Consider the following 16,648-nt stretch of genomic DNA (forward strand, 5'->3'; position numbering starts at 1 on the left):
GCCCGTGGGAAGACTCTATTTGTATTATAATGTATTACATGTATGGTATTGTATTAGCGGCGCCGCATCCGAGCCGGCCCGATTGCCATGCTCCAAGGATAGTCCGATGACCGACAGCCCGATGACCGACAGCCCAGCGACCACCCCCCGCCACATCGCCCCCGTCGGGCTGTACGAGCGCAACAAGGACCGCCCCTTCCTGGGGTCCACCAGCTGCTCGCACCGCCGGCTGGTCGCCGGTGAATGGACCGAGTTGCGGCTGGTCTACGAGGTCGGCGCGTCGGGCCTCGCCGACGGGGCCGGCATCAAGCTGGCGATGAAGTTCTATTCCGACTGGGCGCTGTTCCAGACCAGCGACCCGCAGGCCGCCAACTACGTCTCGGCGGAGTATGAGGCCGGGCCGCTGGTGCCGGGGCAGAGTCCGGCGACGATCCAGGCGCTGAAGGTGCGCTTCGACCAGAAAGGCCACGAGCGTCCCTATCAGAAAGCCATCGTCATCGACGTGATCGACGGCTACCTCAATCCCGGCGACCGGATCGTCGTCCGGCTGGGTGACCGGCGGCGCGGCGGGCCGGGAACGCGGGTGCAGAGCTTCGTCGAGCAGGGCTTCCGCTTCCGCGTCTTCATCGACCCGCTCGGCAGCCAGAAATATGCCGAGGTGCCCGGCGACTGCGTGATCGACATCGTTGCCGGCGATCCTGCCGCCCTGCGTCTGGTGGCGCCGCGCCTGACCACTCCCGGCCCGGCCAGCCTGCTGCTGCGCGCCGAGGATGTCTGGGGCAATTGCTGCACCGACGGCACCATCGACGCCGCCCTGACCCTGGCGGGGCCACAGGGAGAAACGGTGGAGCCGCTGACGCTCTCGCCCAACCCCGATGCCCATGGCTGGCTGGTCCATCGTCGGGAGACCACGCTGTCGGCCGGGGAGTGGCGCATCACCGCCACCGCTGACGGGCTGGTCCCGGCGGAGGCCTTCGTCACCGTCGAGGAGGACGCGCCGCGCGCCTATTACGCCGACCTCCATGTCCATTCCAACGACACGGTCGGCACCAACGATACCGCCTACAACCTGTCCTACGGCCGCGACATCGCCGGGCTGGACGTGCTGGGCTACACCGCCAACGACTTCAACGTCACCGAAAAGGCCTGGAGCGAGGCGGTCGGGTTGATCGACCGCTTCAACGAGGCCGGCCGCTTCGTCTGCTATCCCGGCACCGAATGGTGCGGCAATTCGGCGGCGGGTGGCGACCATAATGTCGTGTTCCTGCGCGACGGCGTGCCGCAATTCCCCACCGACAGCCGGGGCCAGCCGGTCCGATCCTTCGAATGGAACGAGTCCACGCGCGGCAAGCTGCGTCCCGGCGCCTGGCCGCTCGACGATCTTTATGCCGCCTATCAGGACGACCCGGAAGGCCATCTGCTGATCCCGCATGTCGGCGGACGGCGCTGCAATCTCGACTGGCACCATCCCGAGCTGGAACGGCTGATCGAAATCGGCTCCGCCTGGGGCCAGTTCCACTGGGTCTATGCCGAGGCGCTGGCCCGCGGCTACCGGCTCGGCGCCTCGGCCAGCAGCGACGAGCATCAGGGCCGCTGCGGCGGCGGCGCGCCGGCAACCGCCGTGTTCGGCGCGCGCGGCGGGCTGACCGGGGTGCTGGCCGACCGGCTCGACCGCGCCACCATCGGCCGGGCATTACGGTCGCGCCGCACCTTCGCCACCACGGGCGAGCGCAGCTTCGCCAGCCTGCGGCTGGGCGAGCGCTGGATGGGCGAGGTGGCGCAAGCGGCGGCGACCGACACGCTCGATTACCGGCTGCTCGGCGACCGCGGATGGGAAAGCCTGCGGCTCTATGACGGCGAGACTCTGCTGTGGGAGCGCGACCTGCACCGCGAGCTGGGCCTGTCGCAACGGCGCATCCGTCTGCGGCTCGGCGGCGCCCGCATCAAGGACCGCTATCGTGGCGCCTATTGGAGCGGCGGCATCACCGTCACCGGGGCGGCGGTGCAGCGGGTCGAGCCTTTCGGCTTCGACCATCCCGAACAGGGATTCTGGCGCCAGGACGCCACCACCGTGGCGCTGCGCACGGTGACCCATGGCGACACCGACGGGGTGGAACTGACGCTGTCGCGGCTGGCCGGCACCCGCATCCAGGTCCATCTCGACATCGGCACCTATGTGAAGGTCGGCAACCCGCTGACGCCGCCGCCCAACCCGCACGCACCCGAAGCAGTGCTGGAGATCGACGGCGACACGCTGCTGGGCGACGGCTCCGCCGCCGCCGGATCGATCCGCCGGACCCTGCCCGGCACCGAGCTGGAGGTGACGGTGGAGCGGGTGACCGAGGCGCCGCTCCCCCGCGACCTTGCCGGGCGTATCCCGCTGGCCGGTCTGGGGTTGGCGGCGGGGCGGGAACATCCGCTGTTCCTCACCGCCCGCCAGCGCGACCAGTCGCGGGTCTGGACCTCGGCGCTGTTCCTGACCGTCTGAGAACGGACGTCCGGTCAGGAATAGAAGCCCGGCTCCGGCAGGGCGCCGGTCAGGGCGTGGACTCCCAGCTCCTTCAGCTTGTAGTCCAGCGGGTCGTGCAGGGAATGGGTGCGGATGTTGCGCCAGAAACGGTCGAAGCCATAGCGCCCGGCGGCCCCGCGCGCGCCGGTGATGTCGAACAGCCGGCTGGCGGCGTCCAGCCCGGCGCGGGCGGCGGCGAGCTTGAAGGTGGCGACGGCGAGCGAGGTCTCGCCCCGCTCCTGGCTTCCCAGCGAGCGCCCGCGCTCCCACGCCCGTTGCAGCCGGTCGAGCGCCGGACCGCCCAGCGCGTCGGCCGAGGCGATGGCGAGTTGCGCCTCGCCGAAATGGTGGAGGAGATAGGGATCCTCGGCGGCGCTGGCCACGCCCGACGCCCGCCAGGGCCGCCCCTCCGCCAGGGTGAAGGCGCGGGCCGCCGCCAGCGCCCCCTCGGCGATGCCGAGATAAAGGCTGGACAGGATCGCCTGGGCGATGCAGGGCCTGAGGCTGGCGGCGACGTCGCCGAACGGCCCCGGCGGTCCCAGGATGTCGGCGGCCGACACCGCCACATTGGTGAAGGTAACGGTGCCGCTGTCGGTCTGGCGCTGGCCGATGGCGTCCCAATCATCCAGCACGGCGATGCCGGCGCGGTCGGTCGGCAGCACCATGACCCGCAACACCCCGTCCGGCCCGTCCGCCGACACCAGCAACAGGTCGGAATCGCTGGCGCCGGAACAGAAGCTCTTGGTTCCGTCGAGGATCCAGGCCAGCGGCTCCTCACCCTCCTCCTCACCCCCCTCTCCGGCCGGCGTCAACCGGGTGCGGCGGTCGAGCGGGTTCAGCGCGTTGCCCCAGAACAGGGTGCGCCGGGCGGTGGCTGTCAGCAGCCCGGCCTTCTGGGTCGGGTTGGCGTAGAGCAGGATCGAGGCGACCATCAGATGATGGAAGGCGAACAGATGGGCGAGCGAGGAATCCACCTGCGCCAGTTCCCGCACCGCCCCCAGGATCGCCGGCCAACCCTCCCCCTCGCCACCATAGGCGGGGGGGATGGCCAGGGTCAGCAGACCGGAGCGGCGGATGGCGTCGCGCTCGGCCTTGGCAGTGCCGCCGGCCCGGTCGCGGGCGACGGCGGTTTCGGCCAGCAGGCTTTTCAGGTCGGCCAGCGCCCCGCGCAGGGCCGGGCTGGACAGGGGAACGATGCTCATGACGCGCTCCGCGCCGGTTGGAGATCGCCGAACGGGCTGACGAAGGCGACGTCGGGCGCGGCCTGGGATGCCGGCGGCGGCGCCGTCACCGGCAGCAGCGGGAACAGCAGGTCGGCGACGCGGTGCGCCTCCTCCAGATGGGGATATCCCGAAAGGATGAAGCTGTCGATGCCGAGGTCGCGGTACTCCAGAAGCCGGTCGGCGACTTGGCGCGGACTGCCGACCAGCGCGGTTCCGGCCCCGCCGCGCACCAGCCCGACCCCGGCCCAGAGATTGGGCGCCACCACCAGATCCGGGCGCGACGCCAGCTCGGTCATCCGGCGCTGGCCTTCGGATTCGAAGCGGCGGAAGGCGCCGTGCGCCGCCTCGACGGCGCCGCGGTCGATCTTGCTGATCAGCGTCTCGGCGGCGGCCCAGGCCTCGGCCTCGGTCTCCCGCACGATGATGTTGACGCGCAGGCCATAGGACAGGGTGCGGCCATGGGCCGCCGCCCGCGCCCGTACATCCGCGATCTTGGCCGCCACCGCGTCGGGCGGCTCGGCCCAGGTCAGATAGGTGTCGAAATGCTCGGCCACCGCGGCATGGCCGGCGGGCGACGAGCCGCCGAAGAACAGCGGTGGATGGGGACGCTGCACCGGCGACAGCGGCACGGTGGCGCCCTTCACCGTCACATGCTGGCCGGCGAAATCGACGGTCTCGCCGGCCAGCACCCGCTTCCACACCGTGAAGAACTCGGCCGCCTGGGCATAGCGGGCGTCATGGTCGAGGAAGACGCCGTCGCCGGCCAGCTCCGCCGCGTCGCCGCCGGCCACCACATTCAGGTAGAAGCGCCCGCCCGACAGCCGGTCCAGCCCGGCGGCGAGCCGGGCGGCGAAGGTCGGCGTCATCGAGGAGGGCCGGGTGGCGACGAGGAAGCGCAGCCGCTCGGTCGCCGCGATCAGCGCGGCCGACACGATGTAGGGCTCCTCGCAGGCCTTGCCGCAGGGAACCAGCACACCGTGATAGCCGCGCCGGTCGGCGGCCTGGGCGATCTCCGTCAGATAGGCCAGCGACGCGGCCCGGCTGTCGATCTGGCTGCCCAGATAGGGGCCATCGCCATGCACCGGCAGAAACCAGAAGATGTCCATGGGTCGCTCCTCCGCTCAGAGATCGAGCGCCAGCAGGCGCCGGGCGTTGTCGAACAGCAGCCCGTCGAGCACCGCCCCGTCGAAGCCGAGCTTCAGGAAATCCTCCACCGTCTGCTTCATCGGCCGGAACGGGTAGGAGCTGCCGAACAGAAGCTGGTCGCGCAAAAAGCCGTTGGCGGCCTCGACATAGAGCCGGCTGCCGGGCAGGAAGATGTACATGTCCGGCACGATATGGACGTTGGGATGGCGGAAGGCGATGCCGATGATCTCGGCCACATGCGGCCAGAAGCCGTGGTGGATGACGATGTTCAGGGTGGGGAACTCGCGGGCGATGCGGCCGACCGGGGCGGGATCGTTGAAGCGCGGGTCCGGCGTCGTCGGCCCGGTCATCAGGAAGACCGGTACCTTCAGCTGGTCGCAGGCGTCATAGACCGGCAGCAGCGACGGATCGTCGAAGGGAATGGCGGGATCGAGGAAACCGGGTTCCAGATTGATGCCCTTCAGACCCAGCGTGGTGACGGCGCGCCCCGCCTCCGCCACCGCGGCGGCGGTGCCCTGGCGCTGCGGGTCGACGGAGCCGACGCCGATCAGTTCCGGCCGGCCGGCGACCAGCTCATGCACCCGGTCGTTGGAGGTGCTGACGCCGGGGGTGTCGCGGCCGATGATGGCAGCGGCGGTGATGCCGGCCTCCCGCACATCGGACAGGAAGCCGTCCAGCGTGTGGGAGCGGGTGAAATGGCTGTCGTCGCCGCGGGTGCCGACCCGCCGGTTCAGCCATCTGGCCGTCTCGAAGCCGGGGGTGCCGGGGGTCGCCCCGTAGAAATCATGCAGAAAGGCGGGACGGCTGCGCAGGTCGATGATCTTGCGGGACACGGTTGCGGTCTCCGGTTGCGGTGTCCGCCGGATAAGCGCAACAACGGTGCCAACCTGTGTTTTCCTTTGTTCCCAAGAGCTTGAAGAGCGGTTTCCCCGGTGGCGGCGCTGCAATCGCAACAGCCGCCACCGGGAAATTGCTGCATCGGCAGCGCCGATTGCACACTTTCATGTCTACACCCAGGCGCCGGACCACACCGCATCACGCACCGAGATGCTGGATTTCAGCAGACCGGAGGCGTGGAAGCTGTCGGCGACCGCCTGCTGGCGCCGCACCGCCCGGTCGTCGAGCGGCTTGGCGCCATAGGTAAGCCGGCTGAAGGCCAGCTCCAGCGCCGGCGCGGCGATGCCAAGATCGCGGGTCATGCTCCGCGCCGCCTCCGCCGCATGGAGGGCGGCGTATTCGCCGGCCTTTCCCACCTCGTCCAGCAGGATGGCGACGGCCTCCGGGTTGCGGTCGGCGAAGCTCTGGTTGGCGAGATAGAACTGGTGGTTGGGCACCAGCCCGTTGCCGTCGGTCAGCACCCGCGTGTCGTCGCGGATCTGGGCGGAGGACAGCAGAGGATCCCAGATCGCCCAGGCATCGACCATCTCGTCGAGCAGGGCTTCCAGCGCCGCCGCCGGCTGCATATGGACGATGCGCACGTCGTCCAGCGTCAACCCATAGGCCTGCAACGCCCGCAGCAGGAAGTAATGGACGTTCGACCCGGTATGCAGCGCCACCGTGCGCCCGCGCAGGTCGGCGGTGCCGCGGAAGGGGCTGTCGCGGCGGACCAGCAGCGCCTCGGCATTGGGGGCGGGCGGATCGTAGCCGACATAGACCAGCGGCACGCCGGCGGCCTGGGCGAAGACCGGCGGCGCCTCCCCGGTCGCCACGAACTCCACCTCCTTGCTGCCGAGCGCATCCATCATCTGCGGACCGGATACGAACTCGCTCCAGGTGACGCGGTAGCCATGGGCGGCCAACCGCTGTTCCACCGCGCCGCGCATCTTCAGAATGCTGGAGGTGCCGAATTTCTGATAGCCGATCGGCAGATCCACGAGTGGCGCCGGCGGTTGGGCCGGACGGGGTGAGGAGGACGGCTTGGCAAACCGCTCCTCGCCCGCTTCCGCCGCGCCGGGACGGCGGCGCGGCGCGATGGCGCCGAGATGGGCCAGTTGGGTGCGGAAGGCGTTGCGGGTGATGCCCAGGCTTTCCGCCGCCCGCATCTGGTTGCCGTCGGCCAGTTCGAAGGCGCTGCGCACCGCGGTGCGGACCAGCCGCTCATACAGTTCGGATTCGCCATTGGCGATGGCGCGGGCGACCAGCGCCTTGACCGCGCCCTCGACATCGCAGGGCAGCGGCTCGGCGGAGCCGGATAGCCGGCCATGCCCCTCGCAGCGCAGCCGGACATCATCCGTGCCGATCTCCGGACCCGGCGCCAGAAGAACGGCGTTGTGCAGCACATTCTCGAGCTGGCGGATGTTCCCCGGCCAGGGGCAGAGGGATAGCCGGCGCAAAGCCTCGGCGCTCAACGACAGTTCGGGCCGGCCGAGCCGCTCCTTGTGAAGGTCGAGGAAATGCTCGGCCAGCGGCGGGATGTCGCCCGGCCGCTCGCGCAAGGGCGCCAGCCGGACCGAGGCGACGTTCAAGCGGAAATACAGATCCTCGCGGAAACGCTTGGCCGCCACCGCCGCCTCGAGATCGACGTTGGTGGCGGCGATGACGCGGACGTCGATGGGAATGGGTTTGCGCGAGCCGACACGCACCACCTCACGCTCCTGGAGCACGCGCAGCAGCTTGACCTGAAGGGCGGGCGGCAGGTCGCCGATCTCGTCCAGCAGCAGAGTGCCGCCATGGGCCGCCTCGAACCAGCCGGCCTGGGTCTTGAGCGCGCCGGTGAAGGCCCCCTTCTCGAAGCCGAACAGCTCGGCCTCGGCCAGCGTGTCGGTGAAGGCGCCGCAATTGACGGCGACGAACGGGCCGTCGGCCCGGCGGCTGCGGCTGTGGATATAGCGAGAGACCAGTTCCTTGCCGGTGCCGGTTTCGCCTATGATCAGCACGGTGGCGTCGCTGGGCGCCAGCCGGTCGAGATCGGCCTGGAGCCGTTGCGACCGCGGATCCTCGAACACCATGGCGGTGGCGCGGATCTTCGGCTTGCGGCCCCGGCTGGCCGGATCGAAGGCGACGATGCGGCGCTGTTCGTAGCCGGCGGCATCGATGCCCGTTCCGCAACCGTCCGCCTGCCCGACCGCGACGGACGGTAAGGCGGCGGCGTCGAACCGGCAGGAGGACGGGCCGGTCCCCAGGCGGGGAGCGGCGTCGAAGGCTGTCGCGGCGGGCCAGCGGTCACTGGGCGGGATCCTGGTCATGGCGGCACCTGCTTCCTGGGGCGGGCATCGTCGGGTCACCCCGATCATTTCCCAGTGTATCAATATGGAAATGGATTCAATATTACAAACTGATTATGTTCATAGCCCCGCATTCACTTTCCCATGATGCATTGATTCTGCTGCATGTGCAGCATGAACAGTGTGAAGTTTGTTGCGTATGAAGCGGGGCGTTCAACAGGTCCGACATACTGTTTCCAGCAAGATCAATAATTTACCGATTTGGCACGCTGATTGCCCCTATGGCTCCGGACCATCCCGCACTGGAGCTTGTGTAAAATGGGCAAGATCAAGGTCGTCACCGTCTCCGGCAATCTCGGCGCCCGCTCCCGCACCCGCGCCCTGATCGATGCCGTGGTGGAGGGGGTGGAGGCGCAAATCCCCATCCACCGCACCGACATCGTCATCGGCGAACTGGCGCCGGAGCTGGGGGCGCTGACCGATCCGAAGGCTCTGCCGCCGCGCGTGGCGGACGCGCTGGACGCCATCACCGGCGCCGGTCTGCTGGTCGTCGGCACGCCCGTCTACAAGGGCTCCTACACCGGGCTGTTCAAGCATCTGATCGACTTCATCGACCCCAACGCCCTGGGGGGCGTGCCGGTGGTGCTGACCGCCACCGGCGGCAGCCCGCGCCATGCCCTGGTGATCGAGCATCAGTTGCGCCCGCTGTTCGGCTTCTTCCTGGCCCACACGGTTCCGACCGGCGTCTTCGCCCAGGACAGCGACTTCACCGACTACCGCCTGAGCAGCCCCGAGATCGCCGCCCGCGCCGCCCGCGCCGCCGACGAGGCGGCGCGTATCGCCGGCCTTGGCCGATTGGCGGCTCCCGCCAACGCATCGCTGGCTGCCGCCTGATTCCCTCTTTACTCCCGCCTTCCCTCCCGGAGACTCCGCCATGACCGCCACCACGACCGACCGCACCGACGCCGTGAAGTTCGCCTATTGGGTTCCGAACGTGTCCGGCGGCCTCGTCATCAGCAAGATCGAACAGCGCACGAGCTGGGACATCGACTACAACCGCAAGCTCGCCCAGATCGCCGAACAGGCGGGCTTCGAGTATGCGCTGACGCAAATCCGTTTCACCGCCGGCTATGGCGCCGACAACCAGCATGAATCGGTCTCCTTCTCCCACGCCTTGCTGGGGGCGACGGAAAAGCTGAACGTCATCGCCGCGGTGCTGCCCGGCCCCTGGCATCCGGTGGTGCTGGCCAAGCAGGTCGCCACCATCAGCCACGTCACCAAGGGCCGCATCGCCGTCAACATCGTCAGCGGCTGGTTCCGCGGCGAATTCCAGGCGATCGGCGAGCCGTGGCTGGATCATGACGAGCGCTACCGCCGGTCCGAGGAGTTCATCCGCGTCATCCGCGGCGTCTGGTCCCAGGATAATTTCTCGTTCAACGGATCTTATTACCATTTCGAGAACTACACGCTGAAGCCGAAACCTCTGGCCCCACTGCCGGAAGTCTTCCAGGGCGGCAGCTCCCGCGCCGCCCGCGACATGGCGGCCCGCGTGTCCGACTGGTACTTCACCAACGGCAACACGCCGGACGGCATCAAGGCGCAGATCGACGACATCCGCGGCAAGGAAGCCGGCACCGGCCACCACGCCAAGATCGGTGTCAACGCCTTCGCCATCGTCCGCGAAACCGAGGAGGAGGCCCGCGCCGTCCTCAACGAGATCCTGGAGAAGGCCGATCCGGATGCGGTGAAGGGCTTCCACCACGAGGTCCAGAATGCCGGCAACGCCTCGCCGGAGCGCGAGGGCAACTGGGCCAAATCGACCTTCGAGGATCTCGTCCAGTACAATGACGGCTTCAAGACCAACCTGATCGGTACGCCGCGCCAGGTGGCGGAGCGCATCGTCCACCTGAAATCCATCGGCGTCGATCTGGTCCTGCTCGGCTTCCTGCATTTCCAGGAGGAGGTCGAGTATTTCGGCAAGCACGTCATCCCGCTGGTCCGCGAACTGGAAGCGGCCAAGGCGCGCGAAGCCGTCGCCGCCTGAACCACCCCGCAACGGGGGAGGTGACCCCTCCCCCCGCCCATAACCCGAGGTCTCGAGCGGAGCGCGCCCATGCCGGCCGTCCTTTCCAACTCCTTGCCCACGCCTGCGGCGGGGACTGTCCCGTCCGCGCTGGCGGTGGAGGCGGTGTCGCTGTCCTTCGGCGGCGTCACGGCGCTGAGCGAGGTCTCCTTCGCCGTGGCGCCGGGGGAAATCCGTGCGGTCATCGGTCCGAACGGCGCCGGAAAAAGCTCGCTGCTCAACGTCGTCAGCGGGCTCTACCGGCCGGACCGTGGCCGGGTCTGGCTCGGCGGGCACAGCTTCGCGACCGTGCCGACCGACCGGCTGGCGAAACTCGGCGTCTCGCGCACCTTCCAGAATCTGGCGCTGTTCAAGGGGCTGTCGGTGCTGGACAATGTCGCCGCCGGCCTGTCGCACCGGCTGCGCGCCGGGGTGCTGGCCCAGGTCGCCGGCTTGCCCTCAGCCCGGCGGGAAAGGGCGGAGGCCTATGCCAGGGCGGAGGAACTGCTGGCCTTCCTGCATCTGGACGGCGTCCGCGACCGCCCGGCCGGAACCCTGCCCTATGGCGTGCAGAAGCGGGTCGAGCTGGCCCGCGCCCTGGTGGCGCGGCCCCGCCTGCTGCTGCTGGACGAACCGATGGCCGGCATGACCCTGACCGAGAAGCGGGAACTGAGCGGCTACATCCGGTCGGCCCGCGACGATCTCGGCACCACCATCGTGCTGATCGAACATGACATCGGCGTGGTGATGGGGCTGTCGGACCGTATCGCCGTGCTGGATTACGGCCGGCTGATCGCCGACGGCACGCCGGACGAGATCCGCAACGATCCGGTGGTGATCGACGCCTATCTCGGCGTCGCCCACGACTTGGAAGCCGGCGAGGGAATCTGAGCGATGGATTGGCAATTCTTCACCGAGGTGCTGGTCGGCGGCCTGTTGTCGGGGGTGATGTACTCCCTGGTCGCCATCGGCTTCGTCCTGATCTACAAGACCAGCGGCGTGCTGAACTTCGCCCAGGGCGCGCTGCTGCTGTTCGCCGCCCTGACCTTCGTCAGCCTGGCGGAGCGCGGGCTGCCCTTCTGGGCCGCGATCCTGCTGACGCTGGCGGCGATGACGCTCATCGGAGCGCTGATCGAGCGCACCGTGCTGCGCCCCTTGGTCAACCAGCCGCCGATCACCCTGTTCATGGCGACGCTCGGCGTCTCCTACGTCATCGAGGGTGCCGCGCAATTGCTGTGGGGCACCCAGGTGCACGGGCTGGATCTCGGCATCGACGATCTGCCGCTGGAGATTGGCGGCGTGCTGATCAGCAGCTTCGACCTGTTCGCCGCGGCGGTGGCCGGGGCGATGGTGGCGGCGCTGACCCTGTTCTTCCGCTACACCCGCATCGGGCTCGGCTTCCGCGCCGTCGCCGACGACCAGCTCGCCGCGCTCGCGGTCGGGTTGAGCCTCGATCGCATCTGGACCGCGGTATGGACCGCCGCCGGGGTGGTGGCGCTGGTCGCCGGCCTGCTGTGGGGAGCCCGGCTGGGCGTGCAGTTCTCGCTGTCGCTGGTGGTGCTGAAGGCGCTGCCGGTCCTTGTCCTGGGCGGCTTCGATTCCATCGCCGGCGCCATCGTCGGCGGCCTGATCGTCGGCGCGGTGGAGAAGCTGGCGGAGGTCTATCTCGGCCCATTCGTCGGCGGCGGCATCGAAGGCTGGATCGCCTATGTCGCCGCCCTCGGCTTCCTGCTGATCCGCCCGTCCGGTCTGTTCGGCGCCAAGCTGGTGGAAAGGGTCTGAGCCATGACCGATCTCGCGCTTGAAAAGACCCCGGCGGCCGCGCCGCGCCGCGTCTCCCCCGCCCTGCCCGGCATCGCCCTGCTGCTGATCGTCGCCTATGGCGTCCTGCCGCTGGTCGGCAGCGAATATCTGTTCGACGCCATCCTGACGCCGTTCCTGGCGCTGGCGCTCGCCGGGCTGGGGCTGAACATCCTGACCGGCTATGCCGGGCAGGTGTCGCTGGGATCGTCGGCCTTCATGGCGGTGGGGGCCTATGCCGCCTACAATCTGGCGCTGCGCCTGCCTGGCGTGCCGTTCCTGCTCGACATCCTGCTGGCCGGGCTGATCGCCGCGGCGGTCGGGCTGCTGTTCGGCCTGCCCAGCCTGCGGCTGCGCGGCTTCTACCTCGCGGTCTCGACGCTGGCCGCCCAGTTCTTCGTGCAGTGGATCTTCAACAAGGTCGGCTGGTTTTCCAACGACAGCCCGTCGGGCATCGTCACCGTGCCGCCGCTGTCGGTCGCCGGCTTCACGCTCGACAGTTCCGCCGGCCGCTACCTGTTCGCGCTCGGCGTGGTGACGGCGGTGACGCTGGCGGTGTGGCGGCTGGTGGAAAGCCCGACCGGCCGCGCCCTGGTCGCCCTGCGCGACCACGAGACGGCGGCGCGGGTGATCGGCATCCCGGTGTTGCGGGTGAAGCTGCTGGCCTTCGCCGTCTCCTCCTTCATCATCGGGGTGGCCGGGGTGCTGTGGGCCTTCGCCTATCTGCGCACGGTGGAGCCGGCCGGCTTCAACCTCGACCGCTCCTTCCAAATCCTGTTCATCGTGATCATCGGCGGGCTGGCCTCGCTGCGCGGGGCCTTCCTGGGGGCGGCGCTGATCGTCGTCTTCCCGCTGCTGCTGGCCCGGCTGGGCGAGGCGCTGCTGGGCGGACTGTTCGACAGCGGCGTCCTGGAAATGAGCCAGCGCATCGTGCTCGGCCTGCTGATCGTCACCTTCCTGATCGCCGAGCCGGCGGGCCTGACCGCCCTGCTCGATCGGACCTGGAGCCGGATCACCCGGCGCGTCCAACCACCCGGCTGACCGCCACACGCCATCCGGGGCCTGCCGCCCCTTTTTCAAGAACCAACCACTCCCACGGAGACACACCAGATGTCGCGTCCGAACACCCGCCTCTTGCCCTTGAAGGCCGCCCTGCTCGGCGCGCTGATCGGCACCGCCGCCCTGCTGCCCGGCGCGGCGCAAGCCGACGAGCAGTATTTCCCGCTGCAAAGCTACCGCGTCGGCCCCTATGCCGCCGGCGGCACCGGCTTCTTCGGCGGCTTCATCGACTATCTGACCCTGGTCAACAACCGGGACGGCGGCGTCAACGGCGTCAAGCTGACCTGGGACGAGTGCGAGACCCAGTACGAGGTCGAGCGCGGCGTCGAATGCTACAAGCGGCAGAAGAACCGGCCCGGCGTCGCCGCCTGGAACCCGCTGTCGGTCGGCATCGCCTATGCCATGATCGACGATGTGGGCCGCGACAAGGTTCCGCTGATCACCGTCAACCATGGCCGCACCGACAGCACCGACGGGCGCGTCTTCAAATATGTCTTCCCGCTGCTGCTGAACCCCTACAGCGAAAGCTCGGGCATCGTGAACTACATCGGCGCGCGGGAAGGCGGGCTGGAGAAGCTGAAGGGCAAGAAGATCGTGGTGCTCTACCACGGCTCCCCCTACGGCAAGGAAACCATCCCGATCTACCAGCTGCTGGCCGAGAAATACGGCTTCTCGGTCGAGCAGATCGAGGTGCCGCATCCCGGCAACGAGCAGCAGTCGCAATGGCTGTCGATCCGCCGGACCAAGCCGGACTATGTCGTCCTGCGCGGCTGGGGCGTGATGAATCCGGTGGCGCTGAAGACGGCGCAGAAGGTCGGCTTCCCCGCCGACCACATCGTCGGCAACGTCTGGTCCAATTCGGAAGAGGACGTGATCCCCGCCGGCGATGCCGCCAAGGGCTACACCGCCATCACCACCCAGGCGTCGGGCGCCGAATATCCGGTGCTCCAGGAGATCGTCAAGGCGGTCTACGGCGCCGGCAAGGGCAACCTCGACGACAAGAAGCGGATCGGCAGCGTCTATCACAATCTCGGCATCGTGAACGGCATCCTGAATGTCGAGGCGGTGCGCATCGCCCAGGAGAAGTTCGGCAAGCGCGCCCTGACCGGCGACGAGGTGCGCTGGGGCTTCGAGCATCTGCGGCTCGATCCCAAGCGGGTCGAGGCGCTGGGGGCCAAGGGCCTGTTCCACTCGATCAACGTCAGCGTCGCCAACCACGAGGGCGAGGGCCGCGTGACCTTCCAGCAATGGGACGGCGCCAAGTGGAAGGTGGTGTCCGACTGGATCGCCCCGGACTGGGCGCTGCTGCGCCCGATCATCGAGAAGTCGTCGCTGGCCTATGCCGCCGAACACGGCATCAAGGTCCGCGACCCCGCCGCCGAAGAGGCGAGCAACTGAGCGGAAGCACTCGGAACTTGGGCGCAGAGGAGTCCCGCCGTCATGACGATAAACGAGACGCTGCTGTCGCTGGACGGGGTCGAGGCGACCTACAACCACGCCATCCGCGCGCTGTCCGGCGTCAGCCTAAGCGTGCGGACGGGGGAGATCGTCGCCCTGCTCGGCGCCAATGGGGCCGGCAAGACCACCGCCCTGAAGGCGTTGTCCGGCCTGCTCCCGGCCGAGCGCGGCCAGATCGCCGCCGGCAGCATCGTCTATGACGGCGAGGATGTCACCCGCCGCAGCCCGGCCGAGCTGGTGCGCGCCGGGCTGGTGCAGGTGCTGGAGGGGCGGCACTGTTTCCGCTCCCTGACCGTCGAGGACAATCTGATTGTCGGCGGTCAGGTGCGCGGGCTTGGCAGAATCGCCCAGCGGTCCGAACTGGACCGCATCTACGCCCTGTTCCCCCGGCTGCGCGACAAGCGCGGGACGCTCGCCGGCCTGACCTCCGGCGGGGAACAGCAGATGGCGGCGATCGGCCGGGCGCTGATGGCGCGGCCCCGCCTGCTGGTGCTCGACGAACCGTCGATGGGCCTCGCCCCGCTGGTGGTCGAGAGCATCTTCGACGCGCTGAAACGCCTGAACCGCGAGGAAGGGCTGTCGATCCTGGTCGCCGAACAGAACTCCACCGTCGCCCTGCGCCACGCCGACCGCGCCACCGTGCTGGAGACCGGCCGCACCGTGCTGGACGGCCCCGCCGCCGACCTGCGCGAACGCGACGACATCAAGGCTTTCTACCTCGGCTTCGGCGTCGCCGCCACCAACGCCGACGCTGCCGCCGCCTGACCGGACCAACCCAAAACCGATAAAGGAACCGAGACGATGAGCACTGCCGTCCTCGACACCCCGCCCGTCGCGACACCGCAGGGCGTGCCCGGCCTGCCGCGCCCCGCCAAGCCCGCCCACATCATCAAGGATGATGCCGAAGCCATCGCGGTGGCGGAAGCGCTGGCCCGTGACGTCGCCGGGACCGCGTCCAAGCGTGACCGCGAGCGTATCCTGCCGGTGGCGGAACTGGACGCCTTCTCGCAGAGCGGCCTTTGGTCGATCAACGTGCCGAAGGCCTTCGGCGGGCCCGAAGTCTCCTATGCGACGCTGGCCAAGGTGGTGCAGATCGTGGCGGCGGCCGACCCGTCGCTGTCGCAGATCTCGCAGAACCATCTGGGGGTGGTCGCCGCCATCCGCACCGTCTCGGACGAGGCGCAGCAGCGCCTGCTGTTCGGCGAGGTGCTGAAGGGCGTGCGCTTCGGCAACGCCTTTTCCGAATTCGGCACCAAGCGCGCGGCGGACTTCGCCACCAGCTTCACCGACGAAGGCGACCATGTGCTGGTGACCGGGCGCAAATTCTATTCGACCGGCGCCCTGCTCGCCCATCTGGTGCCGATCGTCGCGGTGGATGGCGAGGGCCGCGCCTGGTACGCCATCGCCGACCGCGACGCCCCCGGCCTGACGGTGATCGACGACTGGTCGGGCTTCGGCCAGCGTACCACCGCCAGCGGCACGGTGATCCTTGACAAGGTCAAGGTGCCGAAGACCCATCTGGTTCCCGGCTACAAGGGTTACGAGGTGCCGACCGCCGACGGCGCCATCTTCCAGATCATCCAGGTCGCGGTGGACAACGGCATCGCCGAGGCGGCGATCCGCGACACGCTGGAGTTCGTGCGGACCCGCAGCCGTCCCTGGGTGGACAGCGGGCAGGACCGGGCGTCGGACGACCCCTACACCATCCAGGCGGTCGGCCGCCTGACCCTGCGGCTGCACGCCGCCGAAGCCCTTCAGGAGAAGGCGGGCCTCGCGGTGGACGCCGCCGTCGCCGCCCCCGGCGCCGAGACGGTCGCCAAGGCCCAGCTGGCGGTGGCCGAGGCGAAGATCCTCAGCACCGAGATCGCGCTGGAGGCGAGCAACACCCTGTTCGAGCTGGCCGGCACCCGCTCCGTCCTGGCCGAGAACAATTTCGACCGGCATTGGCGCAACGCCCGCACCCACACGCTGCATGACCCGGTGCGCTGGAAATACGCGATCCTCGGCAACCACGCCCTGAACGGCGTCAACCCGCCGCTGCACGCCTGGAGCTGACCCGGGGGCGGCCGGGCCAGGACGGTCGGGCCAGGACGGCGGGTCGCCGTGACCATGGCCCGGCCCTTCCCCGGCGAAGGTCCTCGAACGCGTATGAGGACGGACGGGAACCGGATCGGGGTCGCCTGGAGGCGGCAAGATCGGAAAGGCTGGGGCCAGCGCTCATCGCCCC

13 protein-coding genes are annotated in these 16,648 nt (G+C 69.1%); 9 read left to right on the forward strand and 4 right to left on the reverse strand.

The features are described from left to right. Nucleotides 1–106: 106 nt before the first annotated feature. Nucleotides 107–2,488, forward strand: a complete 2,382-nt coding sequence (locus AZL_RS24170; RefSeq protein WP_012977056.1) for a hypothetical protein — start codon at nt 107–109, stop codon at nt 2,486–2,488. A gap of 14 nt (nt 2,489–2,502) precedes the next feature. On the opposite strand, the gene AZL_RS24175 is transcribed toward AZL_RS24170, so the two are convergent. From AZL_RS24175 to AZL_RS24190, 4 genes are all read right to left on the reverse strand, one after another. Beyond that, the gene (locus AZL_RS24175) at nt 2,503–3,711 is read right to left on the reverse strand and encodes an acyl-CoA dehydrogenase family protein (RefSeq protein WP_012977057.1); all 1,209 of its coding nucleotides are present in this window, start codon (nt 3,709–3,711) and stop codon (nt 2,503–2,505) included. After that, nucleotides 3,708–4,838, reverse strand: a complete 1,131-nt coding sequence (gene ssuD, locus AZL_RS24180; protein WP_012977058.1) for an FMNH2-dependent alkanesulfonate monooxygenase — start codon at nt 4,836–4,838, stop codon at nt 3,708–3,710. Before ssuD ends, AZL_RS24175 begins: the two co-directional genes overlap by 4 nt. 15 nt (nt 4,839–4,853) lie before the next feature. Then, complete coding sequence (locus AZL_RS24185; protein ID WP_012977059.1) at nt 4,854–5,711, reverse strand: amidohydrolase family protein; 858 nt, start codon at nt 5,709–5,711, stop codon at nt 4,854–4,856. 174 nt (nt 5,712–5,885) lie between these two features. Beyond that, nucleotides 5,886–8,063, reverse strand: coding sequence for an aliphatic sulfonate ABC transporter substrate-binding protein (locus AZL_RS24190; protein WP_173380518.1), 2,178 nt, complete (start codon nt 8,061–8,063; stop codon nt 5,886–5,888). Nucleotides 8,064–8,360: 297 nt separating this feature from the next. On the opposite strand from AZL_RS24190, the gene msuE reads away from it, so the two are divergent. The 8 genes from msuE to AZL_RS24230 all read left to right on the forward strand — a co-directional run bounded on the left by msuE (nt 8,361) and on the right by AZL_RS24230 (nt 16,476). Further along, nucleotides 8,361–8,936 carry an FMN reductase gene (gene msuE, locus AZL_RS24195; protein WP_012977061.1) on the forward strand — a complete coding sequence of 192 codons (576 nt, stop codon included), beginning with the start codon at nt 8,361–8,363 and terminating at the stop codon, nt 8,934–8,936. 40 nt (nt 8,937–8,976) lie between these two features. Beyond that, on the forward strand, nt 8,977–10,086 hold the full coding sequence (sfnG, locus tag AZL_RS24200; RefSeq protein WP_012977062.1) for a dimethylsulfone monooxygenase SfnG: 1,110 nt from the start codon (nt 8,977–8,979) through the stop codon (nt 10,084–10,086). 69 nt (nt 10,087–10,155) lie between these two features. After that, a complete protein-coding gene (locus AZL_RS24205) occupies nt 10,156–10,995 on the forward strand; it encodes an ABC transporter ATP-binding protein (protein WP_012977063.1) in 840 nt (279 codons plus the stop codon). 3 nt (nt 10,996–10,998) lie between these two features. Next, the gene (locus tag AZL_RS24210) at nt 10,999–11,886 is read left to right on the forward strand and encodes a branched-chain amino acid ABC transporter permease (RefSeq protein WP_012977064.1); all 888 of its coding nucleotides are present in this window, start codon (nt 10,999–11,001) and stop codon (nt 11,884–11,886) included. A gap of 3 nt (nt 11,887–11,889) precedes the next feature. Then, nucleotides 11,890–12,945 (forward strand): branched-chain amino acid ABC transporter permease, encoded by a 1,056-nt coding sequence (locus tag AZL_RS24215; RefSeq protein ID WP_012977065.1) that lies wholly within the window; start codon nt 11,890–11,892, stop codon nt 12,943–12,945. Between the two features lie 69 nt (nt 12,946–13,014). Next, complete coding sequence (locus tag AZL_RS24220) at nt 13,015–14,361, forward strand: ABC transporter substrate-binding protein (RefSeq protein WP_012977066.1); 1,347 nt, start codon at nt 13,015–13,017, stop codon at nt 14,359–14,361. 42 nt (nt 14,362–14,403) lie between these two features. Beyond that, nucleotides 14,404–15,186 (forward strand): ABC transporter ATP-binding protein, encoded by a 783-nt coding sequence (locus AZL_RS24225; RefSeq protein ID WP_012977067.1) that lies wholly within the window; start codon nt 14,404–14,406, stop codon nt 15,184–15,186. A 36-nt stretch (nt 15,187–15,222) separates the two neighbouring features. Next, nucleotides 15,223–16,476, forward strand: coding sequence for an SfnB family sulfur acquisition oxidoreductase (locus tag AZL_RS24230; protein WP_012977068.1), 1,254 nt, complete (start codon nt 15,223–15,225; stop codon nt 16,474–16,476). The last annotated feature ends 172 nt before the right edge of the window (nt 16,477–16,648 follow it).

This window comes from Azospirillum sp. B510, assembly GCF_000010725.1.
GTDB classification, from domain to species: Bacteria; Pseudomonadota; Alphaproteobacteria; order Azospirillales; family Azospirillaceae; genus Azospirillum; species Azospirillum lipoferum_B.